The following is a 20,813-nucleotide window of genomic DNA, read 5'->3' as shown; positions in this document are numbered from 1 at the left end:
TTTGGTTCAAGGGCTTAAAATCGTCGGGCTCAGGCGAAGACGTGCGCCTTGCCCGATACGGTCAGCCGCACGATCTCGCCGACCGCCGGCGCGTCCATGCCGGATTTGCGCAGGATCAGCGGCGTGCCGCCGATGGCCGCGGCGTCGGGCGGATCGGAATTGTTCAGGAGCCGCACCGCGATCGTGCATGTCGAGCCGGCGAATTCCGATTCCGTCACCTCGCCGAACGGCATGTCCGATGTGCCCGACATGCCCTCGCGCGAGGTGCGTTTCAGGCCGATCTGTTCCGGCCGCAGCATGATACGGGCGACATCGCGGCTGTCCGGCGCGTCGACGGCGATGCGGCCCAGCGGCGAACTGGCGAAGCCGCCCGAAATGCTCGCCGGCAGGATGATGGCGTCGCCGAGGAACTCGGCGATCATCCTGTCCTTTGGCTTGAGATAGAGCTCGCGCGGCGTGCCGACCTGGGAAAATTTCCCATCGCGCATTACCGCCACCTGGCTGGCGAAGGAGAGTGCCTCGGCCTGATCGTGCGTCACCAGGATGGTGGTGATGCCGGCCGCCTCCAGAAGTTCGGCCACCGCCTTGCGCATCGAGGCGCGCAGGCCGGTGTCGAGTGCCGAGAACGGCTCGTCGAGCAGCATCAGCCGCGGCTTCATCGCCATGGCCCGGGCCAGCGCCACGCGCTGCTGCTGGCCGCCGGAGAGCTCGTGCGGGCGGCGTTTAAGGATCGCCTTGTCGAGTCCCACGATGTAGGCAAGTTCGACGATGCGCTCGGCGCGCTTGTCGTCGTCCCGTGCCATGCCGAAGCCGATATTGTCCGAGATGGTCAAGTGCGGGAACAGAGCGCCGTCCTGCGCCACCACGCCGATACCGCGGCGATGCGCCGGGACAGCGGCGCCGCCATTGGCCAGCACCTGCCCGTCGAGTACGATGCGGCCTTGGTCAGGCGCCTCGAAGCCGGCGATCAGCCGCAGCAAGGTCGTCTTGCCGCAGCCGGAAGGTCCCACGATCGCCGTGCGGCTGCCGCTGGCGACGTTCAGGTTGACGCCGGCCAGTGCGGCTACCGGGCCGTAGTGCTTGTGCAGATTGCCGAGTTCGAGAAAGCTCATCGTCCTGCCATCCGCTTCGACTGGACGTAGAGCAGCCAGGTCAGGGGCAGCGACATCGCCACCATGATGAAGGCGTAAGGAGCCGCCGAGGCGTAATCGATCTCGCTGCTGTAGGACCAGAACGCCATGGCCAGTGTGCGGGTGCCGTTCGGCGCCAGCATCTGGGTCGCGGTCAGTTCGTTCATGATGCCGAGCGCCACCAGGGCCATGCCGGCCGCCGCACCGGGCGCCGACAGGCGGATCGTCGTCGACCACAGCGCATTGAGCGGCCGCCGGCCGAGGCTGGACGCGGCGCGTTCGAGCTCGACCGGCGCTTGCGCGATCGATGCACGCAGGCTGACCAGCGCGCGCGGCAGGAACATCAGTGCATAGGCGACCAGGATAGTGAACAAGGTCTGGTAGAGCGGCAGTGCGATGCGCACCGTGATGGTGACCAGCGCCAGCGCGATCACGACCCCGGGCAGCGAGCCGACGATGTAATTGCATCCCTCGAGCAAGCGCTGCAACGGACCCGGCGCGCGGATAGAGATCCAGGCCATCGGCATGGCCGCGACAGTGGCAAGCAGGGCGCCAGCGAGCGACAGGAACAGCGTCTGGCCGAGTGCCAGGCCGATCTCGTCGAAGCGCCAGACATCTGCGCCGCCGGCGGCGAGCCAGCGCCCGATGGTCACGAACGGAACGCCAAGCGCCAGCAATGTGGTGGCGGCGAGCAGCAGCAAGCTGGGCAGGGTGGCGCGGCCGAGGTTCATTCGTTGCTGGTATCGCGCGGCACCCGAGCCGACACGGGCATAACGTTCCTCGCCGCGGACCAGCACTTCGAGGCCGAGCAGCACGAAGCAGCAGGTCACCAGCACGCCGGCCAGCATGTTGGCGGCCGGACCGTTGAAGGTCGACTGGAACTGATCGACGATCGCGGTCGTGAAGGTGTCGAAGCGAATGAAGACATAGAGGCCATATTCGGCCAGCAGATGCAGGCCGACCAACAGCGAGCCGCCGCATATTGCGAGCCTGAGCTGCGGCAGCACGACGCGCCAGAACACGCGCCAGGGTCCATGGCCAAGTGCCGCGGCCGCGTCCTCGAGAGCGGGATCGAGACGGCGCAGGGCCGCCGACACCGGCAGATAGAGGAAAGGGAAATAGGCGATGACGGACACCAGCACGCCAGCCCACAGGCCGTGCAGCCCGGGCACGAGGGTGATCCAGGCATAGGAGTGCACGAAAGCGGGGATGGCGAGCGGCGCCACGCAGAGCCAGGACCAGAGCCGGGCACCGGGCAGGTCGCTGCGTTCCGTCAGCCAGGCCAGCGTCACCGACAAGGTGATGGCGATCGGCACCGCCAGCAGGACGAGCAGGCCGGTGTTGACCAGCAGTTCGCCGACACGCGGCCGAAAGACCAGTGCCGAGACCGTCTCCCAGCCGGTCTGCACCGCGATCCAGATGATGAAAGCGAGCGGCAGTAGCGCCAGCAGGGAGACAAATATGGCGGCGGCGACAAGCCAAGGCGCAGCCCGCCGCTGCGCCCGTCGACGCATCTTGGGCGGCAGGCCGGGACGCGCGAGATCGACCGCGGACTGCATCAGTTCAGGCGCCATACCGTTGCGACGCGGCAGCGGCAATCATGGGACCACGGTCGCGGTCAGGAACGAAGCGTGTCGTCATGGACGAATGCATCTCGAAACAAAACGCTCCCGCGAAAGGTGAATTCCCGCGGGAGCACGATCTGACGTCCTTATTAGGAAGAACGACAACTAAAGCAAGCCGGCTGCCGTCATCAGGTCGGTGACCTTCCTGGAGTTCAGCGTCGTGGCATCGACCTTCGGCGCCTGCAGGTCGGCCAGTGGCACCAGCTTCGGATTGGACTGCGCGCCCTTGCCGACCGCGTATTCGAAGGAGGTTCCGTTCTTCAGCACGTCCTGGCCGTTCTTGCCGGTCACCCATTTCAGGAAGGCCTGGGCTTCCTTGGGATGCTTGCTCGAGGCCAGCACGCCGCCGCCGGAAACCGATACGAAAGCGCCCGGGTCCTGGTTCTTGAAATAGTGCAGCGCGACGTTCTTGGAGTTTTCGCCGGTTTTGGCCTGATCGCCAAAGTAGTAGTAGTGGTAGATCACGCCGCCTTCGATCTCACCGGCATTGACCGCCTTCATCACGGTGCTGTTGCCCTTGTAGGCGGTGAAGTTCTCCTTCATCGCCTTCAGCCAGTCGGCCGTGGCGGGCTCGCCCTTGAGCTGCAGCAAAGCGCTCACGATGGCCTGGAAATCGGCGCCGGAAGGCGAAGCCGCCCAGCGGCCCTTCCAGCTCGGGTCGGCGAGATCGAGCATCGACTTGGGCAGCTGGTCTGCCTTGAGCTTGGTGGTGTTATAGGCAAACACGGTGCTGCGCGCGGCCACGCCCACCCATTTGCCGCTGGTGGCCTGATAGTCCTGCGGGACTTGAGCCAGCGTATCGGCGTCGACTGGCGCGAACAGGCCGGCATTTTCGACCAGCACCATGGCCGGCGAATTTTCCGTCAGGAACACGTCGGCGGGCGAGGCAGCACCTTCGGCGACGATCTGGTTGGAGAAGTCGCTGTCACCGCCGTTGCGCAAGGTGACCTTTATCCCCGTTTCCTTGGTGAACCCTTCCGCCCATTCCTTCGCCAGGCTTTCATGCTGGGCGTTATAGACGACGATGCCGGCATCTTCGGCCGTCGCCGGACCAGCGGCGAGGCTGATTGCAAACGCGGCTACGCTGGCCAGGGCAAGAAGGGGGGATTTCATAGGGTACTCCTCGGGTTGTCCCGCACTGGGGTGCGTCCGAGTACCAATTCATGAATGCACTAGTCAAGATTGAAAGACGACGGGCATCATCACGGTTTCGCGTGTCGGACGCCGATGGCATCACCCGATATGCGGGGCTGGTGGCTGCTCCTGCGGGATGCAGCCATCGACCATGGGATGAATGGTCCACCGCTGGTCCAGCCCCTGCTGTGTTCGTTTGGTCTCGGGATCGAACGCTTCGTTCAGCATGGCGCACCAGGTCCTGCGCAGATTGTCGCAGCGCGTCCGGAACGCCGCGCTGCCAAGCCCGTCACGGATATCCTGCGCGGTCAGGTCGGTGGTCTCGCCCGGCGGTTTGGGCGGAACCGTGCCCGTGTCGGCAAAGTCCGGATCCCACTGCAGATAGTGTTTCGCGTCGACACTGGCGGCCGCATCGAATTTGACCACCGCCATCAGCGGATGAAACTCGTGCCAGCCCTTGTGGTAGCCGTCATAGACATGTTCGCCGAGGACGGCGACATGATCGCCCATCCTGATGGGGCCGAGCGCCTTGTCGCCGACATTGGCGTCCTCGACATTGCCGGGGTTCCAGTTGAACAATCCCTGCAGGACCGGCTTGACCCCGCCGAAATAGGATGCCGCTCCGCCGATGGCGCCGCCAATGGCCGCTCCGAGCAATCCTCCCAGGAACGAGCCGATGGCGCAGCCCAGCGCACCCAGGAAGAACGATCCTATGGCGCAGCCGACAGCCGCTCCGGCACTGGCGCCGGCGGCCGCCGCGGCCACCGTGACGACCAGGGCCGCCGTCAGCAGGATGACGATGGCCGGCGCCCATTGGCGCATCTTGATCCAGAAGTCGCCCTCGGCCTCGCAGTGCAGGCTCCAGCGGGCATGATCGTCGGCCGGTGCGTAGCCCAGATCCGTCTTCAGGTCGTCGCGTGGCAACAGCAGCTCATGACCCTGAAAGCCGTCATTGAGAATATCGTTGGCCGGATGGGCCGCGACGCTGGCGGCGAATTCCGCCACGACGGTGCCGTCGGCATTGTAGCGATTGGCCGCCGCCAACGCCGCCTCGTTTGTCTCGGCGTTGAAGATTTCGGTCGTCGGATGCGGCATCAGTATGACGTCGAAATACTGGTCGTTGTCGAAGGCGCCGAGATCGCTGCGGAACGGATTGTAGGAGACGATGCCGACGGCGCATTTCGGATTGTCCTTGTCGAGGCAGACCAGGCGATGGTTGAGCCATTCCCCGGCGGCCTTGTCGATCGTCGCGGTAGCGGACGCCAGAAATGCGATTGCCGCGGCAAGTGCCGCACCGACCGGCCCCAGCAGCAGGCCGAAGGCGGCCGCCAGCCCGGTGATCACGATGATCTGCAGCGCCTGGCCGGCGAGGAAAGCCAGCCGATCGTCCTCGTTGTAGGGCTTGCCACCGACCGGATAGAGAAAGCAGCTCGTATAGTGCTTGTAAGCCATCGGGGCGCCTCAGCCTTTCGTGGCGGTGAGCGTCACGCCGCCGGTCATGGTGCGCGATCCGCTCTCGCCGATCGTGAAGACGTGGACGTTGAAGGTCTTTGAGCCGCGAAAGGCGGAGTCCTTCGGTTCAATCTCGACAGCGATCTCGGTCAGCTGGCGCGGCTGCAGCAAAAGCGTTCTTGGGACGATCCTGACCGACCAGTCGTCCGGCACGGGAAACCGGCCATACGCCTGTTCCTCGAGGGCCTCGGCCCAGCGCGCCTTGCTCTCGGCGAGCCGCGGCTGTGGGGTGTCCGTGCGCTCGTCTCGACCTTGGCCGCGTGGCGGGATACATGGCCGCAGCTTCGGCAGAGCGTAGCAGTCCGCCTCGATCTGGAAACGCCGGACGACCGAGGCCTCGTTGCGCACGCTGAAGACGAACTTCGCCGGTGAGCGCATCTCGGCAATGTTGACGTTCTTCTGGCCAAGGTTGTTGCTGGGGTTGGCGTCATCGCCCCAGGAAAGCTGTGCTTGAAGGCAGTAGTGGCCGCCGGTGGCGGGCGTGGTCCAACTGAACTCGGCATAGGCAGGGCAATCGATCGTGCCCTTGGCTCCGAGATTTATGGCGACGTTGGCGATCGGACGGGAAATGGTCTGGGCGCCGAATGACAGGTAGGACAGTGCCACCCCGACGCCCACCGCCGGGGCGTCATAGGACCCGTTCCAGACGCGCACGCGAACGCGATATGCATGTGCTGGCTGAAGCGCGCCGCTGACCGGCAAGGTGCCGTCGAAAATGTCGATGTCGGGATTGTCCCAGGTGACCGCGAGCCCCTGCGCCATCAGATAGTACTGGGCGTATAGAAGAGGATCGGCGCGCTTGTAGATGTCGGGCGGTAGCTGGATGCAGCAGTCGTTCTGCGCCGGGCTGGGCAGCCGCTGGTCCTTGGCCAGCCGGCACAGCAGCCTGCATATCGTGGCAAACAGCACCTTCAGCCCGGCGGCCAGACGCTTCCAGAATTCGGCGGCGAACAACAGCAAGGCCGCGGTTCTGATGTGGTTGACCAGAGATCCTGCCATGTCGTGTTTCCCACGCTGAGAGGACGCAACGGTAATGTTTTCCTGGCGGACCTGTCTCCGCCGGTTGTCCAGAGGCTATTTCTTCAGTGATCCCTGTCTTCTGTAGAAGTAGACGGCGGCGACAAGGACTATGGCCGCAATGACAAGGCTGCTCTCGAAAGTTCCCGAGCCATTGTCGGGAGAAAATCCAAAAATGCGTTCAATGAAATCCATTTCGGCCGCCCTCCGATCCCTTGACGCTACAGAAGGGTTTACCTTACGTCAATCAAAGGTTGGTCCCGCGCCGCTCCTCACGCATGAGCTGGGAACCAGAGAACCCGTCCGGGAATTTAGCGAGCCATCCCGCAAACTTTCGTGATTTGCCCGTAGTTTGGCTTGGACATTATTTCGCCGGCCACGTAACAAATCAGTGCCGAGGCGCGAAGATCGGGGAGTGAACTCTTGTGAGCGGCAAGGACGAGGCCGAGCTTTCCCGGCTGATGCGGGCCGCGATCGCGGGGGATGAAAAGGCCTATGCCGACTTTCTGCACCGGATTGCCGCGCTGGTGCGCGGTTTCGTCAGGCGCAAGATCGTGCAGGGCGGGGTCGATCCCGAGGATGTCGTGCAGGAAACCTTGCTGGCCATTCATGTGAAACGGCACACCTGGCGCCAGGACGCGCCGGTGCTGCCCTGGGTCTATGCGATTGCCCGTTTCAAGCTGATCGATGCGTTCCGGCGGCGCGGACGGCGCATCGAGATCGATGTCGACGACATCGCCGAGACGTTCGCCGAGCCCGAAACGGAAACCGTCAGCGAGCGGGACATCAACCGGGCGCTCGACGGGCTGCCGCCGGCACAGCGTTCCGTGGTTTCAGCAGTATCCGTGGAGGGCCGCTCGATCGGGGAGACGGCGGCTAAGTTCGGCATCAGCGAGACGGCGGTGCGGGTGTCGCTGCACCGGGGACTTACCGCCATAGCCAGGCGATTCGGGCAGGGGCGGTTCGGGCGGGAATGACATGAAGACCGACGATCTCATCAAGGCGCTCGACGCCGATGCCCGCAGCAAGGCGATGCCATTGCGCTCGGCCTGGTGGCTGGCGGCTGGCGCGGCCGCCTTGGTCGCGGCCGCTGTCTTCATGATGACGATCGGGCCGCGCCCCGATTTCATGGTGGCCGCGCACACGGTGCGTTTCCTGTCCAAATTCGTTTTCACCATCGTGCTCGCCATCAGCGCCTTTGCCCTGATCCGTGCCCTATCGACGCCGGGCGCGGCGACAGGCCGGGCTATGGCGGCGATGATCGCGGCGCCGCTGCTGGTCGCGGTGGCCGTGGTGCTGGAGCTCTTCGTGGTGCCGCAGGCCCTGTGGAGCACGCGCATGATCGGCTCGAACATGATGATCTGCATGGGCTTCATCTCGCTGATCGGCATCGGCCCGCTGGCCATCTTCCTGTGGATGCTGCGCTATGGCGCGCCGACACGGCCGGTGCTTGCCGGCGCGGTCGCGGGGCTGCTTGCCGGCGGGCTGGCGGCGACTTTCTATGCGGCGCACTGCTTCGACGATTCGCCGCTTTTCGTTGCCACCTGGTACACGATCGCCATCGCAGCTCTCGCTTTGCTTGGTGCGCTCGGCGGGCGGTTTTTCGTGCGCTGGTAGCAGGATACTCACGCCTACACCCCGTGAATACCGATCCTTAATCATGCCGGCAATTGTTTGCCGGTTTTCCATGTCGCCTATGCCCTTGGCGCAACCTTTCCTTAAAATCGATCCTTCAGGGTTTTAACGGGAAAAAGCGATTGCCCACGGGGGTGGCACGAATCGTGACATTGCGAGGTATCATCGGGCCGGGACGGCACAAGCATGCAGCTCTCACGCTGCTTGTGGCCGGTCTGGCCGTAGTGGCCGCCTCGCTTGTACTGTCAAGGCTGGACCTTGGCGCGCAAGCCCTCAGACTTTGCCTCCAAATATCGGTCGCGGTGACGGTCTGCGCGCTTTTCGCGGCCTATCTGTTCATCGGTCGAATCTCGGAGGATCGACGGCAGATCACGGACAGCGAGCAGCGGTTCCGCCGGGCCATGGAGGACTCGGCGATCGGCATCGCTATCGTCGGTCTCGACGGGCGTATTCTCCAGACCAATCCGGCCTTTGCCGCCATGCTTGGCTACAGCCGCGACGAGATCGAGGCGCTGACCTTCTTCCAGCTCACGCATCCCGACGATGTGCAGATCGGCAGCGAAACGATGGCCGGCCTGAAGGCGGGCACCGTCGATGCCTTCCACTTCGAGAAGCGTTATCTCAAGAAGGACGGCACACCCGTCTGGGCTCATCTTGCCGGCTCGGTTATTCGCGACGAGAAAAGCGGCCGGCCGCTCTATCTCGTCTCCCAGATCGAGGACATCGACGCGCGCAAACAGGCCGAGGCGCGCATCACAGAGGCCGAAACGCGCTGGAACTTCGCGCTGGCCGGCGCCGGTCAAGGTGTCTGGGATTTCGACATGCGCAAGGGGGGCACCACCTATTCCTCCACCTGGGTCAAGATGCTGGGCTACGGGGATGGCGAGCTCGATGGCGACCCCGATCGCTGGCTGACGATGATCCATCCAGACGATCGCGCCACGGTCGCGGAGGCCGATCGCGCCCATCTCGCCGGCGAGACGGAATTTTTCGAAGCCGAATTCCGCATGCGCCACAAGGACGGCCGCTGGATCTGGATCCTCGACCGCGGCAAGGCCATCGAGCGCGATGCGGACGGACACCTGGTCAGAGCGATCGGCAGCTTGATGGACATTACCCGGCGAAAGCAGGCCGAAGAACGGCTCATCGTCTCGGCGGCGATGCTGGCCGACGAGAAGGAGCGGCTGAGGGTGACGCTGCAATCGATCGGTGATGCCGTCATCTGCACCGATGCCGCGAACCGCGTCACTTTCATGAACCCGGTGGCCGAAAAGTTGACCGGCGTTTCCAGTGACGATGCGCTGGGCAAGACGCTGAGCCATGTCTACTGGGCAGTCGACGAGGAGACGGGCCACAGGATCGGGATGACGCGGCCGGTGACAGGCGAAGAGGCGCGCTCCGACCAGAACAGCCGCGCGGTCCTCATCCGCCGCGACGACACACGCTGCAGCATCCGCCAGGTCGTGTCGCCGATCCTCAACGAACGCAACGAATTCTGCGGTCTGGTGATCGTCTTCCAGGACTTCACCGATGCGCGTGCCCTGCAGCGACAGCTTGCCCATGCCGCCGCGCACGACGCACTGACGGGCCTTGCCAACCGCTCGAGCTTCATCCGCGCCATGGAGGGGATGGTCGATCAGGCGCGCAAGGACGGCACGACGACAGGGGGTCGCCATCAGTTTATGTTCATCGACCTCGACCATTTCAAGCTGGTCAACGACACGGGAGGTCACGCTGCCGGAGACGCCCTGCTGAAGCGGGTCGCTGACGCCGTGCGCGGCGTGCTTGGTCCTGAAGACATCGTCGCGCGCCTGGGTGGCGACGAATTCGCCGTGATCCTGAAATCGGCTTCCATCACCGGCGCGAGGATCGCGGCGCGTTCCATCATCGATGCGATAGCGGGCCTGAACTTCATCTGGGATGGCCGGCCGCACGGGATCGGCGCCAGCATCGGGTTGACGGCGATCTGCGCCAATTGCGGCGAAGTCGACGAGATCATCGCAAGGGCCGACGCCGCTTGCTACGCGGCCAAGGCCGCCGGCCGGGGATGCGTTTCGGTGGCGCCGGACGGCAAGATCAGCGACGACGACAGGTCAGAACCGCCCAAGCCACTCGCCGCGGCCTCGTGAGCGGCAATCACGTCAGCGCGTCGGAACGGGATGCTCGCCGCGATAGTCGTAGAAGCCGCGCCCGGTCTTGCGGCCGAGCCAGCCGGCCTCGACATATTTGACCAGCAGCGGACAAGGCCGGTACTTCGAATCCGACAGGCCGTCATGCAGCACCTGCATGATCGACAGGCAGGTATCCAGGCCGATGAAATCGGCAAGCTGCAGCGGTCCCATCGGATGGTTGGCGCCGAGCCGCATGGCGGTGTCGATGGCATCGACCGAGCCGACGCCCTCATAGAGCGTGTAGATCGCTTCGTTGATCATCGGCAAAAGGATGCGATTGACGATGAAGGCCGGGAAATCTTCCGAGACGGTGATCGTCTTGTCGAGCTGCTTCACATAGGTCTTGGCCGCCTCGAAGGTCTGGTCCTCGGTGGCGATGCCGCGCACCAGTTCGACCAGCTTCATCAGCGGTACCGGGTTCATGAAATGTATGCCGATGAACCGCTCCGGCCGGTCGGTCTGGGCAGCTAGCCGTGTGATCGAAATCGACGAGGTGTTGGTCGCCAGGATCGCTTCGGGATTGAGCTGCGGACAGAGCTGCGCATAGATCTTGCGCTTGACGGTTTCGTCCTCGGTTGCCGCTTCGATCACCAGATCGGCGCCGGCGAGATCGGCCATCGTCGGTGCCGATGCGATGCGTGCCATGGCCTGATTGCGCAGCTTCTCGTCGAGCTTGCCGGACCCCACCTGACGGGCCATGTTGCCGCTGATTGTGGCAATGCCCTTCTCGATGCGGTCGGGCGATATATCGTAGATCAGCACCTTATAGCCCGAAAGCGCGGAGACGTGGGCGATGCCGCCGCCCATCTGGCCCGCACCAATGATGCCGATCGTCTCGATCTTGCTCATTACCCGATCCCGTCCGGAGCGTTTTTCGCTGGATCGCGAACCGCCCCATCTCTTTGTTTTCCCGCAATTCCCGGCGCAAAAACCCCTGCGCACTGCTGCTGGAATTGCTCTCAGCCTTTGTGGCCTGCTTATTGTGCGGTGCAAACTAAAAGGGTGGGGCGACTTCGTCTACCCCACCCCTCACAATTTAATACGGTTGCGCGGAAGCGTCAAAGCGCCTTCTGCAACTCCGGCAGGATGACGAAGAGGTCGCCGACGAGGCCGTAATCGGCGACCTGGAAGATCGGCGCTTCCTCGTCCTTGTTGATGGCGACGATGACCTTGGAATCCTTCATGCCGGCAAGGTGCTGGATGGCGCCGGAGATGCCGACCGCGATGTAGAGATCGGGGGCGACGACCTTGCCGGTCTGGCCGACCTGCCAGTCGTTCGGCGCGTACCCGGCATCGACGGCGGCGCGGGAGGCGCCGACGGCGGCACCGAGCTTGTCGGCGACCGGCAGGATGACCTCCTGGAATTTCTCCGAGGAACCGAGCGCGCGGCCGCCCGAGATGATGATCTTGGCCGAGGTCAACTCCGGACGGTCGGTCTCCGACAGCTTGTTCTCGACGAAGGTGGACAGGCCGGGATTGGCTGCCGCATTGACCGTCTCGACCGAAGCCGAGCCACCGTCGGGCGCGGCCTGGAAGGAGGCGGTGCGCACGGTGATGACCTTCTTGGCGTCGCTCGACTGCACCGTCTGGATGGCATTGCCGGCATAGATCGGCCGCTTGAAGGTATCGGGCGACACCACTTCGATGATCTCGGAGACCTGCGCGACATCGAGCAGGGCCGCCACGCGCGGCGCGATGTTCTTGCCGGCCGACGTCGCCGGCGCGATGACCGTGTCGTAGGCGCCAGCCAGCGAGACGACCAGTGCCGCCGTCGGCTCGGCCAGGCGCTCGGCGAGTTCGTCGGCTTCGGCGAGCAGCACCTTGCTCACGCCCTTCAGTTTCGCTGCTGCGTCGGCGGCAGCCTTGGCGCCTTTGCCGGCCACCAGCACATGAACGTCCGAGCCGATCTGCAGGGCGGCCGAAAGCGCTTTGGCGGTCTGGTCGGAAAGGGTGGCGTTGTCGTGTTCAGCGATGAGGAGAATTGCCATGTTGTCTGTTCCTTCCGATCTCAGAGCACGCCGGCTTCGTTCTTGAGCTTGTCGACCAGTTCGGCGACGCTCTTGACCTTGACACCCGCCTTGCGGCCGCTCGGCTCCTCGGTCTTGATGACCTTGAGGCGTGGCTTGACGTCGGCGCCGTAATCGGCCGGGCTCTTCTCGTCGAGCGGCTTCTTCTTGGCCTTCATGATGTTGGGCAGGGAGGCATAGCGCGGCTGGTTGAGGCGAAGGTCGGCGGTGACGATCACCGGCATCTTCAGCTCCACCGTCTGCAGGCCGCCGTCGACTTCGCGCGTCACCTTGGCATGATCGCCCTCGATCACGACTTTGGAGGCGAAGGTGCCCTGCGCCCAGCCGAGCAGGGCCGCCAGCATCTGGCCGGTCTGGTTGGAATCGTCGTCGATCGCCTGCTTGCCGAGAATGACAAGGCCTGGCTGTTCCGCATCGACGACGCCCTTCAGCACCTTGGCGACGCCCAGCGGCTCGGTCTGTTCGTCGGTCTTGACCAGGATGGCGCGGTCGGCGCCCATGGCGAGTGCGGTGCGCAAGGTTTCCTGCGCCTGCTGCGGACCGATCGACACGACGATGATCTCTTCGGCCTTGCCGGCTTCCTTGATCCGGATCGCCTCTTCCACCGCGATCTCGTCGAACGGGTTCATCGCCATCTTGACGTTGGCCAGCTCCACCGCCGAACCATCAGCCTTCACGCGCACCTTGACGTTCGCGTCCACAACCCGCTTCACGGGCACAAGGATCTTCATTTGCCTGTCACCTCTTCACGCTAGTTGGGCGCGCTATAGCAGCCTGCGCCCCTTCTGAGTTGTCGAAAGCCGACATTCCTGACTGAATTCCGGCCAGACGGAATTCTGGCCGGATGGAAATTCTGGTCTTTGCCCGCCCTGGCTGCTCCTTAAACGCCTTGGGCCGCGGCGGAGACGTTTCCGTAATTGTGGCAACCCGTGCCGTCAATACGCTGACAGCCGCTCAAATCGGTTCAGTTTGGGCCAGAAGGGTTTCCACGTCCCCAGCGCGTCGTGGTGGCGGCCGTTTGGGGCGCCGCTGGTTCGCCGACCACCGGCGGCTGTTCAGGAGTAGGTACCACGGCATCCTCGTCGGCGGGTGCGAACAGCGGCACGCCGCGGCTGCGCAGGACCAGCACCAGAACCGCGCCGGCAATGATGCCGCCGATGTGGCAGGCCCAGGATATCTGATCCTCGCCGCCGGCCGCGAACATGACGATCTGGAACAGCACCCACAGGATGAGCGGGATAAAGGCTGGAATGCGCAAAGGGATGCGGGCGAAGGCAAGCACCCACACCTTCACCCTGGGATAGAGGATCAGGTAGGCGACGACCACGCCGGCGATGGCACCCGACGCGCCGATCAACGGCGCCTGCGAATCCCAGGCGACCAGCCCCTGGAAGGCGGCTCCGGCGATGGCGCACAGCAGATAGAAGATCAGGTAGCGGATGTGGCCGAGCGCGTCCTCGACATTGTCGCCGAAAACCCAAAGGAACAGCATGTTGCCGCCGAGATGGAAAATATCGGCATGCAGGAAGGAATAGGTGAGATAGCTCAGGCTCTCGGGGATGATGACAAAGCGGGGGTCGAGTTCGGCCGTGTCGTGAACGACGGACGGGATGAAGCCGAGACCAAGCACGGCGGCATTGGTGAAGTTCTCGCCGCCGAGCGCCGTGGCGCAATAGATCACGGCGTTGGCGACAATCAGACCGATGGTCACATATTGCAGCCTGATGTGGCGCAGCCTGTTGGTGTCGTAAAGCGGGATGAACATCGGTCGCCGGCCCCTCCCGCCTCTGGTCCGTTCAGCGGTTCTTGCCGGGAACCCATAGCACGTCGGCATTTCCGTTGTCATTGACCGCCCGGGCGGCGACAAACAGGAAATCCGAGACGCGGTTGATGTATTTCAGCCCGTCGCGGTTGACGTGTTCGGCCGGGTCCTGAGCCAGGGCGACCATCAGCCGCTCGGCGCGCCGTGCCACCGTGCGGGCGAGATGAAGCGCCGCCGCTGCCGGCGTGCCGCCGTTCAGCACGAAGGATTTCAGCGGCTGGAGCTTCTTGTTGAGGACGTCGATGTCGTGCTCGACACGGTCGGTCTGCGTGGCAACGATGCGCAACGGCTCGTAGCCAAGCGGCTTGCCGTCATCAGGCACGGCGAGGTCGGCGCCGAGGTCGAAGAGATCGTTCTGGATGCGCGAGAGCATGGCGTCGATCGCCTGGTAGCTCTGTTCGGTATGCACGCGAGCCATGCCGATGCAGGCATTGGCTTCGTCGACCGTGCCGTAGGCGTCCACCCTGAGATCGGATTTCAGCCGCCGCTCACCAGTGCCAAGGCCCGTAGTGCCATCATCGCCGGTGCGGGTGTAGATCTTGTTGAGCTTGACCACATCGCCTCCCGAAAAGCCTCACTTGCGGGTGAAATACACGGCCAGCAGGATCAGCGCCAGCGCCACGGCCTGCAGCAGAACGCGGGCCTGCATCAGCTTGTTGGAGGTCACTCCGGAGCCGCCGCGCATCATGTTGATGAGCCCCCTGATCAGCACGACCACGACGGCGGCCATGACCAGAATGGCAAGGATGTTGAAGGCAGTGGCCATTTTTGCGTTTCCAGTTCTTTGCTTGTTCAGGCGCGCTTGGCGAGCAGGCGGTGGAGCATCGAGGCCGGCAGGACGCGTTTGAGCATGGCACCGATCCTGGCCGACATTGTTACCACATAGTGCGGGCGCGGGCGCCGCGACAGAAGTGCATGGCGGAGCACCTTGTGGACCACTTCAGGCCCGGGCTTCCGCGCCGATTGGCTGCCGCCGGCGCGCATGCGCTCCAGTTGCGCGGCATAGTCGGCGCGATGCGCGGAATTCTCATGGTCGATATTCCTTAGGAACCAGGGCAGGCCATTGCTGGCGATCTTCGATTTCACCGGCCCCGGCTCGATCAGCGAGACATGGATGCCGCTGCCGGCCAGTTCCTGGCGCTGGCACAGCATCAGCGCCTCCAAGGCATGCTTGGAGGCCGAATAGGCGCCGCGGAAGCGCACCGGCACGAGACCGAGGATCGACGAGCAGTGGACGAGGCGGCCGTGGCCCTGGCGGCGCATCACCGGAACCAGGCGGCGGGTCAGGTCGTGCCAGCCGAAGAAATTGGCCTCGAACTGCTCCCTGAGCGCCGCAACGGGCAGATCCTCGACGGCGCCTGCCTGCGCGTAGGCGCCGTTGTTGAACAGCGCGTCGAGCCTGCCGCCGGTGCGGTCGAGCACCGCCGTCACCAAGGCGGCTATTGAGTCCGGTTCGCTATAGTCGAGGTAAAAAGCCTCGACGCCGTCGACTTCGAGGGCGGCGATGTCCTCCGGCTTGCGCGCCGTCGCGAACACCCGCCAGCCCTCAGCCTTCAATGCACGGGTGCAATAGGCGCCTATGCCGGAAGATGCACCGGTGACGATGATGGTGCGCAACTCTGCCGCTGGAGAATTCGGGGTTTGACGAAGGGTTGCCATTTGCCGCATTCATTTCCCATATTCGCGGCGTCGAGACAATCGAGGGGAGCGCGCGTCCTTGCTGCGGAACATTGTCGCCCTGCGCCGCGTGCTCTACGACGCGCTCGGCCACTTCAATACCGATGACGGCTGGGCGATGGCCAGCCATCTGGCGATCACTTCGCTGATGGCGCTGTTTCCATTCCTGATCTTCGCCACGACGCTGGGCAGCTTCCTTGGTGCCCAGGCCTTTGCCGACACAGCCGTGCACCTGGTCTTCGACACCTGGCCGGACCAGATCGCCAAGCCGATCGCGCACGAGGTGCTGAACGTGCTGACCGTCAGGCGCAGCGATCTGTTGACTTACGGCGTGCTGCTTGCCGCCTACTTTGCCTCCAACGGCATCGAGGCGCTGCGCACCTCGCTCAACCGCGCCTATCGGGTCACGGAAACGCGCGGCATCATCTATCGCCGGGTGCAAAGCATCTTCTTCGTGCTGATCGCTACCGCCGGGTTCCTGGCGATAAGCGTGCTGCTGGTGTTCGCGCCCCTGCTGGCGCGGCTGGCGGAAGCCCATTTCGAATGGATCAAACCCTATACGGGCACGATCACGCTGTGGCGGTACGTCATCGCCTCAACCGTCATCATCGGCGGACTGTTTGCCGTCCATTACTGGCTGCCGGCCGGCAAGCGCCGTTTCGTCTCGCTGATACCCGGCATCATCTTCACACTGGCCGCATGGCTTATCGGCTCGACCATGTTCGCCACCTATCTCGACCATTTCTCGTCCTATGTGACGACCTATGCCGGTCTCGCCTCGATCATGATCGCGGTGGTCTTCCTCTACATCGTCTCGGCGATCTTCATCCTCGGCGGCGAGCTCAACGCCGCGATCAGCCGTTATCTAGAGGCGCGTGCCCGGGTCGGCTGAAGTTTGCCTGTTCGGGCGGTTGCCAGGCCCACGCCGAAAGTGGTGATGGCCATGCCGACGATCTGCAGCGCATTGAGCTGCTCGTTGAACAAGGCCCAGGCGATGACGGCCGTCACCGCCGGCACCAGGTAGAACAACGAGGCCACTTTCGACATCTCGCCGTCACGGATCATCACCATCAGGAGAAAGATGGCGCCGAGCGACAGCACCAGCAGCAGCCAGCCCATGGCGAAGACCAATTCGCCATTGATGACGACGGTTTGGGTTTCGAAGGCAAGCGAAGCCAGGATCATCAGCGAAGCGCCGCCGACATATTGCCACATGGTGGCCGCCACGAGGTCGCCTCCGGACGCAAAACGCTTTTGCCAGATCGTGCCGGCGCTCATGCCGAGCACCGAGACCAGCGAGGCGGCCAGTGTCGCCGCCGTCACGCCGCCACCGAGCGCCCCGAGTTTCGGCCACAGCACGATGACGATGCCGACCAGCCCGATAGCGAGGCCAAGCCAGTGGCGCGGCAGGATGGCCTCGCCCAGAAACTTGCCGGCAAGCACCGCGGTGATCAGCGGCTGCAGGCCGACGATCAGGGCCGAAAAACCGGCCGGCATGCCTCGATGGATGGCCCAGAAGACGGCGCCGAGATAGATGCCATGCATCAGCACGCCGGCGCCGGTGGCATGCAGAGCCTCCTCGCGGGTGGCTCGTTTCGAGCCCAGCACCAGCATCAGCACGGCCAGCAGGATGGCGGCGAGCACGAAACGCGCGGCGAGGAAGGTGAACGGCTCCGCCCATGGCATGGCGTAACGCGCGCCGATGAAGCCGGTCGCCCACAGGACAACGAAGGTGGCGGGGATGAACCGCTTGATGCTGGACATTTTCCGGGATCGCCGCGCTGGTGAGAATTGACCGTGAGGATGCTCTAGTCCTGTTCAACCCCGCGCGCAAAACGAAACGATTGATCCATGCGTCAAGGAGGTTGAACGGGTGGCGTGTCCGGAGAGCGTTTCTCCTGTCAGAGCCCAATCATCCTTCTGACTTCCTCCGGCGAGGCGCCTGCGTCGCGCAAGGCGGCAAGGCCCGTATCCCTGAAGCTCTTCGACAGTTTTCGCCCATCCGGCCCGAGGATCAGCCGATGATGGAAATAGGCGGGTGGCTGCAATCCCAGAATCTCCTGCAGCAGGCGTTGCACCCCGGTCGCGGAAAACAGGTCCTGTCCGCGCACGACATGGCTGACGCCTTGCAGGGCATCGTCGATGACTACGGCGAGGTGGTAGCTGGTCGGGATGTCGCGGCGCGCCACGATAACGTCGCCCCAATCCTGGGGACGCGCCTCGACGGAGCGCGTCGTGGACAGCGTCCCGTCGCTGAATTCGGCCCATGCCAGGTCCCTGCCGGCACGCGCCATGGCGGCGCCGACGTCCAGCCGCCAGGCGAAGGGCGCATTCTCGGCAATCCGCCGCTTGCGTTCCTTCATCGAAAGCGCCTTGTCGGCCGGGGGATAGAGCGGCACACCGTCGGGATCGCGCGGCCAGTCGCGCCCGCGCTTTTCGCCGTCGGCGATGAAGGCGCGTATCTCGCCGCGGCTCATGAAGGCGGGATAGACGAGTTCCTCGCGGATCAGGCGCTCGAGCACCGTTCCATATTCTGCAAAATGCTCGGACTGGCGGCGCACGGGCTTTTCCCAGTCGAGGCCCAGCCATTTCAGATCGGCGATCATGCCCGCCTCGAACTCCGGCGTGCAGCGCGTGGTGTCGATGTCCTCGATGCGCAGCAGCAAGCGGCCGCCGCTGATATTTGCGAGCTTCTGGTTGAGCAGCGCCGAATAGGCGTGGCCCAGATGCAGTTCGCCGTTGGGGCTGGGCGCGAAGCGGAATGTCAGGAGCGTCATGTCTCAGGCGGCAATCGGGTTGTGCTGTGGTTTTGGCGGTTGCTACCTTGCTGCACATCTTCGGACAAGGATACCATGCAGCGCATCGCGACACTGGACGACGTTGAGCGGGGGCTGGACGCGCTTTGCCTCATCGACCCGCGCCTGGAAAAAGTGCGCGGCATGGCCGGCGAGGTGCCGCTCAGGCTTTCGGAGCCGGGCTTCAGGAGCCTGGCCTCGATCATCGTCTCGCAGCAGGTGTCACGGGCGAGCGCCGATGCGATCTTCGGCCGGCTGACGAAACTCGTCGATCCGCTGACGCCGCAGGCGATCCTTGCCGCCGGCGAGGACATGTTTCGCGAGGCCGGCCTGTCGCGGCCCAAGCAGCGCGGCCTGATCGCGGTTGCGCAGGCCGTGGCCGATGGGCTCGACCTGCATCACCTCTGTTCGCTCGATGCCGTGGAGGCGATCGCCAGGATGACGGCGGTGTCCGGAATCGGTCCCTGGACGGCGGAAGTGTATCTATTGTTTGCCGCCGGGCATCCCGACATTTTCCCGGCGCGCGACGTCGCCCTGCAGAGCGCTGTCGGCCATGCCCTCGGCATCGACCCGCGTCCAGCGGAGAAAACACTGATCGCGCTGGCCGAATCATGGAGCCCGTGGCGAGGTGTCGCATCGCGGCTTTTCTGGTCCTATTATCGCGAAACCAGGGGCCGGGACGCCGCACCGCCGGCCTGAATCCGCAAGAAAGCCTAGAAATCATGTGTTTTTGGCGCTTCGTGCCAGCGACAATCCGCTTCACATCCCTGTCATGTCGGGCTTACAGTATCCACGCCGAACGGTTCTAGAACTAGGAGGTCAACAAGGTGACGGTTGCCGTATCTCCGGATGGGCTTCCAGCGCTGGTGCTGAATGCGGATTACCGTCCGCTCAGCTATTACCCCTTGTCGCTCTGGTCCTGGCAGGACGCCATCAAGGCGGTGTTCCTCGACCGGGTGAACATTGTCGCCGAATACGAGCACGCCGTATCCTCGCCGACCTTCTCGATGAAGCTGCCGAGCGTGGTCAGCCTGAAGGCCTATGTGAAGCCGTCCAGGCATCCGGCCTTCACCCGTTTCAACGTCTTCCTGCGCGACCGTTTCCAGTGCCAGTATTGCGGTACCCCCGAGGACCTGACCTTCGACCATGTCATCCCGCGTCACCGTGGCGGCGCCACGACATGGGAGAATGTCGTCGCCGCCTGTTCGCCCTGCAATCTGAGGAAGGGCGGCATGATGCCGGCTCACGCCAAGATGTGGCCGCTGCAGAAGCCGTTTCAGCCGACGGTGCATGACCTGCACAATAACGGCCGCCTGTTCCCGCCCAACCATCTGCATGAAAGCTGGATGGATTATCTCTACTGGGATGTCGAACTGGAGCCTTGAGTTCGACGCGATCGGTCAGCCACGCAAATTGTCGATCCCGGCGCTGCCCCTCATCCGGCTGCCGCCACCTTCTCCCCGTATAGTGACGGGGAGAAGGGAGATGTCCGCGACGCCGGCGCCCGTTCTGCAGCGTCGATGATTGGCGAAACCATTGATCACGGCATCTTTCTCCCCGTCACTATACGGGGAGAAATGTCCGGCAGGACAATGAGGGGCGGCGCCGACTTCTCAAACCAGCCATGCAGGGCAGCGCGAGTTTTGCTTCGTGCCGACTGACGCGTCAATCGCGGGCCAGCGCGCCACGGAAGGCGACGGCGGCGAGGATCAGGCTGGCGATGGCGTTCCAACCGGCCAGCGACAGGCCGAGAATGCGCAAGGCGGCCTTGTCGCAGGAGGGCGGCACGAATTTGTCGAGCGCGTCGAGGACGCCCTTGCCACCGGTGTCGACCGGTCCGGCGCCCGCCGTGCAATCGGCAGGACCCTGCCACCAGGCCCATTCGACGCCGGAGTGATAGACGCCGAGATAGAGCCCGTACAGCATCAGGAGGCCGCCAATGGCCAACAGGCCGCGCGTCAGCCATGCGGGTGCGCGCAGCATCGACGCTATCGCCGCCAGCACCATCAACGGCACGCCGATGTAATACGGCGTGCGCTGTTCCAGGCAGAGGTGGCAGGGGATGTAGCCGCCAATGTGCTGGAAGCCGAGCGCCGAGCCAACGGTCGCGGCCATCGCGACGGCGAGAAACAGGGCCGCGCGTGTCCGCTGGTGGCCGGTATCGGCATTCATGGTCGCTGTCATGGCGTCTTTCGTCCGTTGTGTTCGCCGTCCGCAAAGTCTGCTCGCCGCGCTGCCAAAACCGTTGCGCGGTTTTAAGCATCAAAC

21 protein-coding genes are annotated in these 20,813 nt (G+C 64.1%); 6 read left to right on the top strand and 15 right to left on the bottom strand.

From position 1 onward, the window contains the following. Nucleotides 1-29: 29 nt before the first annotated feature. The 5 genes from LB524_RS11370 to LB524_RS11350 form a co-directional block, all read right to left on the bottom strand. The gene (locus LB524_RS11370) at nt 30-1,112 is read right to left on the bottom strand and encodes an ABC transporter ATP-binding protein (protein ID WP_224526232.1); all 1,083 of its coding nucleotides are present in this window, start codon (nt 1,110-1,112) and stop codon (nt 30-32) included. Further along, nucleotides 1,109-2,689 (bottom strand): ABC transporter permease, encoded by a 1,581-nt coding sequence (locus LB524_RS11365; RefSeq protein WP_224526229.1) that lies wholly within the window; start codon nt 2,687-2,689, stop codon nt 1,109-1,111. Before LB524_RS11365 ends, LB524_RS11370 begins: the two co-directional genes overlap by 4 nt. Nucleotides 2,690-2,860: 171 nt before the next feature. Then, nucleotides 2,861-3,868 carry an iron ABC transporter substrate-binding protein gene (locus LB524_RS11360; RefSeq protein ID WP_224526226.1) on the bottom strand — a complete coding sequence of 336 codons (1,008 nt, stop codon included), beginning with the start codon at nt 3,866-3,868 and terminating at the stop codon, nt 2,861-2,863. A 120-nt stretch (nt 3,869-3,988) separates the two neighbouring features. Continuing rightward, nucleotides 3,989-5,341 carry a hypothetical protein gene (locus LB524_RS11355; RefSeq protein WP_224526224.1) on the bottom strand — a complete coding sequence of 451 codons (1,353 nt, stop codon included), beginning with the start codon at nt 5,339-5,341 and terminating at the stop codon, nt 3,989-3,991. A gap of 9 nt (nt 5,342-5,350) precedes the next feature. Further along, nucleotides 5,351-6,400, bottom strand: coding sequence for a hypothetical protein (locus LB524_RS11350; protein WP_140712898.1), 1,050 nt, complete (start codon nt 6,398-6,400; stop codon nt 5,351-5,353). A 443-nt stretch (nt 6,401-6,843) separates the two neighbouring features. On the opposite strand from LB524_RS11350, the gene LB524_RS11345 reads away from it, so the two are divergent. The 3 genes from LB524_RS11345 to LB524_RS11335 all read left to right on the top strand — a co-directional run bounded on the left by LB524_RS11345 (nt 6,844) and on the right by LB524_RS11335 (nt 10,182). Then, nucleotides 6,844-7,395 carry a sigma-70 family RNA polymerase sigma factor gene (locus LB524_RS11345; RefSeq protein ID WP_015315559.1) on the top strand — a complete coding sequence of 184 codons (552 nt, stop codon included), beginning with the start codon at nt 6,844-6,846 and terminating at the stop codon, nt 7,393-7,395. 1 nt (nt 7,396) lies between these two features. Further along, complete coding sequence (locus tag LB524_RS11340; protein ID WP_224526220.1) at nt 7,397-8,035, top strand: NrsF family protein; 639 nt, start codon at nt 7,397-7,399, stop codon at nt 8,033-8,035. Nucleotides 8,036-8,199: 164 nt separating this feature from the next. Beyond that, complete coding sequence (locus tag LB524_RS11335; RefSeq protein ID WP_224526216.1) at nt 8,200-10,182, top strand: PAS domain S-box protein; 1,983 nt, start codon at nt 8,200-8,202, stop codon at nt 10,180-10,182. 12 nt (nt 10,183-10,194) lie between these two features. On the opposite strand, the gene LB524_RS11330 is transcribed toward LB524_RS11335, so the two are convergent. From LB524_RS11330 to LB524_RS11300, 7 genes are all read right to left on the bottom strand, one after another. Beyond that, entirely contained in the window at nt 10,195-11,073 is an 879-nt protein-coding gene (locus LB524_RS11330) for a 3-hydroxybutyryl-CoA dehydrogenase (RefSeq protein WP_015315562.1), read from the bottom strand. 209 nt (nt 11,074-11,282) lie between these two features. Next, nucleotides 11,283-12,212 (bottom strand): electron transfer flavoprotein subunit alpha/FixB family protein, encoded by a 930-nt coding sequence (locus LB524_RS11325; RefSeq protein ID WP_140662810.1) that lies wholly within the window; start codon nt 12,210-12,212, stop codon nt 11,283-11,285. Between the two features lie 20 nt (nt 12,213-12,232). Continuing rightward, nucleotides 12,233-12,982 carry an electron transfer flavoprotein subunit beta/FixA family protein gene (locus LB524_RS11320; protein WP_140662808.1) on the bottom strand — a complete coding sequence of 250 codons (750 nt, stop codon included), beginning with the start codon at nt 12,980-12,982 and terminating at the stop codon, nt 12,233-12,235. A gap of 233 nt (nt 12,983-13,215) precedes the next feature. Then, nucleotides 13,216-14,016: a rhomboid family intramembrane serine protease gene (locus LB524_RS11315; RefSeq protein WP_140712902.1), complete on the bottom strand. Its 801-nt coding sequence runs from the start codon at nt 14,014-14,016 to the stop codon at nt 13,216-13,218. A gap of 31 nt (nt 14,017-14,047) precedes the next feature. Next, the gene (locus tag LB524_RS11310; protein ID WP_015315566.1) at nt 14,048-14,629 is read right to left on the bottom strand and encodes a cob(I)yrinic acid a,c-diamide adenosyltransferase; all 582 of its coding nucleotides are present in this window, start codon (nt 14,627-14,629) and stop codon (nt 14,048-14,050) included. An 18-nt stretch (nt 14,630-14,647) separates the two neighbouring features. Next, entirely contained in the window at nt 14,648-14,839 is a 192-nt protein-coding gene (locus LB524_RS11305; RefSeq protein WP_015315567.1) for a twin transmembrane helix small protein, read from the bottom strand. Between the two features lie 26 nt (nt 14,840-14,865). After that, complete coding sequence (locus LB524_RS11300) at nt 14,866-15,732, bottom strand: SDR family oxidoreductase (RefSeq protein ID WP_224526213.1); 867 nt, start codon at nt 15,730-15,732, stop codon at nt 14,866-14,868. A 58-nt stretch (nt 15,733-15,790) separates the two neighbouring features. On the opposite strand from LB524_RS11300, the gene LB524_RS11295 reads away from it, so the two are divergent. Next, nucleotides 15,791-16,642, top strand: coding sequence for a YihY/virulence factor BrkB family protein (locus LB524_RS11295; protein WP_015315569.1), 852 nt, complete (start codon nt 15,791-15,793; stop codon nt 16,640-16,642). On the opposite strand, the gene LB524_RS11290 is transcribed toward LB524_RS11295, so the two are convergent. Both LB524_RS11290 and gluQRS read right to left on the bottom strand, forming a co-directional pair. Further along, complete coding sequence (locus tag LB524_RS11290) at nt 16,612-17,514, bottom strand: DMT family transporter (protein WP_140662803.1); 903 nt, start codon at nt 17,512-17,514, stop codon at nt 16,612-16,614. The genes LB524_RS11295 and LB524_RS11290 overlap by 31 nt on opposite strands. Before the next feature lie 137 nt (nt 17,515-17,651). Beyond that, nucleotides 17,652-18,527 (bottom strand): tRNA glutamyl-Q(34) synthetase GluQRS, encoded by an 876-nt coding sequence (gene gluQRS / locus LB524_RS11285; protein WP_015315571.1) that lies wholly within the window; start codon nt 18,525-18,527, stop codon nt 17,652-17,654. Nucleotides 18,528-18,602: 75 nt separating this feature from the next. Between gluQRS and LB524_RS11280 the strand changes: the two genes are divergently transcribed. Both LB524_RS11280 and LB524_RS11275 read left to right on the top strand, forming a co-directional pair. Beyond that, complete coding sequence (locus LB524_RS11280; protein WP_015315572.1) at nt 18,603-19,244, top strand: DNA-3-methyladenine glycosylase family protein; 642 nt, start codon at nt 18,603-18,605, stop codon at nt 19,242-19,244. A 128-nt stretch (nt 19,245-19,372) separates the two neighbouring features. Beyond that, a complete protein-coding gene (locus tag LB524_RS11275) occupies nt 19,373-19,930 on the top strand; it encodes an HNH endonuclease (protein ID WP_006328497.1) in 558 nt (185 codons plus the stop codon). 280 nt (nt 19,931-20,210) lie between these two features. On the opposite strand, the gene LB524_RS11270 is transcribed toward LB524_RS11275, so the two are convergent. Beyond that, nucleotides 20,211-20,729 carry a disulfide bond formation protein B gene (locus tag LB524_RS11270; RefSeq protein ID WP_140616849.1) on the bottom strand — a complete coding sequence of 173 codons (519 nt, stop codon included), beginning with the start codon at nt 20,727-20,729 and terminating at the stop codon, nt 20,211-20,213. Nucleotides 20,730-20,813 lie beyond the last annotated feature (84 nt).

It is taken from the genome of Mesorhizobium sp. ESP6-5 (genome assembly GCF_020164695.1).
GTDB classification, from domain to species: domain Bacteria; phylum Pseudomonadota; class Alphaproteobacteria; order Rhizobiales; family Rhizobiaceae; genus Mesorhizobium; species Mesorhizobium australicum.
Note: the sequence above shows the minus strand (reverse complement) of the source record. Positions and strands in the feature narration are given on the sequence as shown.

Coding starts and splice junctions, on each gene's coding strand:
- LB524_RS11305 (WP_015315567.1), bottom strand. CDS start 14,839: ATGGCCACTGCCTTCAACATCCTTGCCATTCTGGTCATGGCCGCCGTC.
- LB524_RS11315 (WP_140712902.1), bottom strand. CDS start 14,016: ATGTTCATCCCGCTTTACGACACCAACAGGCTGCGCCACATCAGGCTG.
- LB524_RS11270 (WP_140616849.1), bottom strand. CDS start 20,729: ATGACAGCGACCATGAATGCCGATACCGGCCACCAGCGGACACGCGCG.
- LB524_RS11355 (WP_224526224.1), bottom strand. CDS start 5,341: ATGGCTTACAAGCACTATACGAGCTGCTTTCTCTATCCGGTCGGTGGC.
- LB524_RS11350 (WP_140712898.1), bottom strand. CDS start 6,400: ATGGCAGGATCTCTGGTCAACCACATCAGAACCGCGGCCTTGCTGTTG.
- gluQRS (WP_015315571.1), bottom strand. CDS start 18,527: ATGACGCTCCTGACATTCCGCTTCGCGCCCAGCCCCAACGGCGAACTG.
- LB524_RS11330 (WP_015315562.1), bottom strand. CDS start 11,073: ATGAGCAAGATCGAGACGATCGGCATCATTGGTGCGGGCCAGATGGGC.
- LB524_RS11280 (WP_015315572.1), top strand. CDS start 18,603: ATGCAGCGCATCGCGACACTGGACGACGTTGAGCGGGGGCTGGACGCG.
- LB524_RS11370 (WP_224526232.1), bottom strand. CDS start 1,112: ATGAGCTTTCTCGAACTCGGCAATCTGCACAAGCACTACGGCCCGGTA.
- LB524_RS11360 (WP_224526226.1), bottom strand. CDS start 3,868: ATGAAATCCCCCCTTCTTGCCCTGGCCAGCGTAGCCGCGTTTGCAATC.
- LB524_RS11365 (WP_224526229.1), bottom strand. CDS start 2,689: ATGCAGTCCGCGGTCGATCTCGCGCGTCCCGGCCTGCCGCCCAAGATG.
- LB524_RS11325 (WP_140662810.1), bottom strand. CDS start 12,212: ATGGCAATTCTCCTCATCGCTGAACACGACAACGCCACCCTTTCCGAC.
- LB524_RS11290 (WP_140662803.1), bottom strand. CDS start 17,514: ATGTCCAGCATCAAGCGGTTCATCCCCGCCACCTTCGTTGTCCTGTGG.
- LB524_RS11320 (WP_140662808.1), bottom strand. CDS start 12,982: ATGAAGATCCTTGTGCCCGTGAAGCGGGTTGTGGACGCGAACGTCAAG.
- LB524_RS11340 (WP_224526220.1), top strand. CDS start 7,397: ATGAAGACCGACGATCTCATCAAGGCGCTCGACGCCGATGCCCGCAGC.
- LB524_RS11300 (WP_224526213.1), bottom strand. CDS start 15,732: ATGGCAACCCTTCGTCAAACCCCGAATTCTCCAGCGGCAGAGTTGCGC.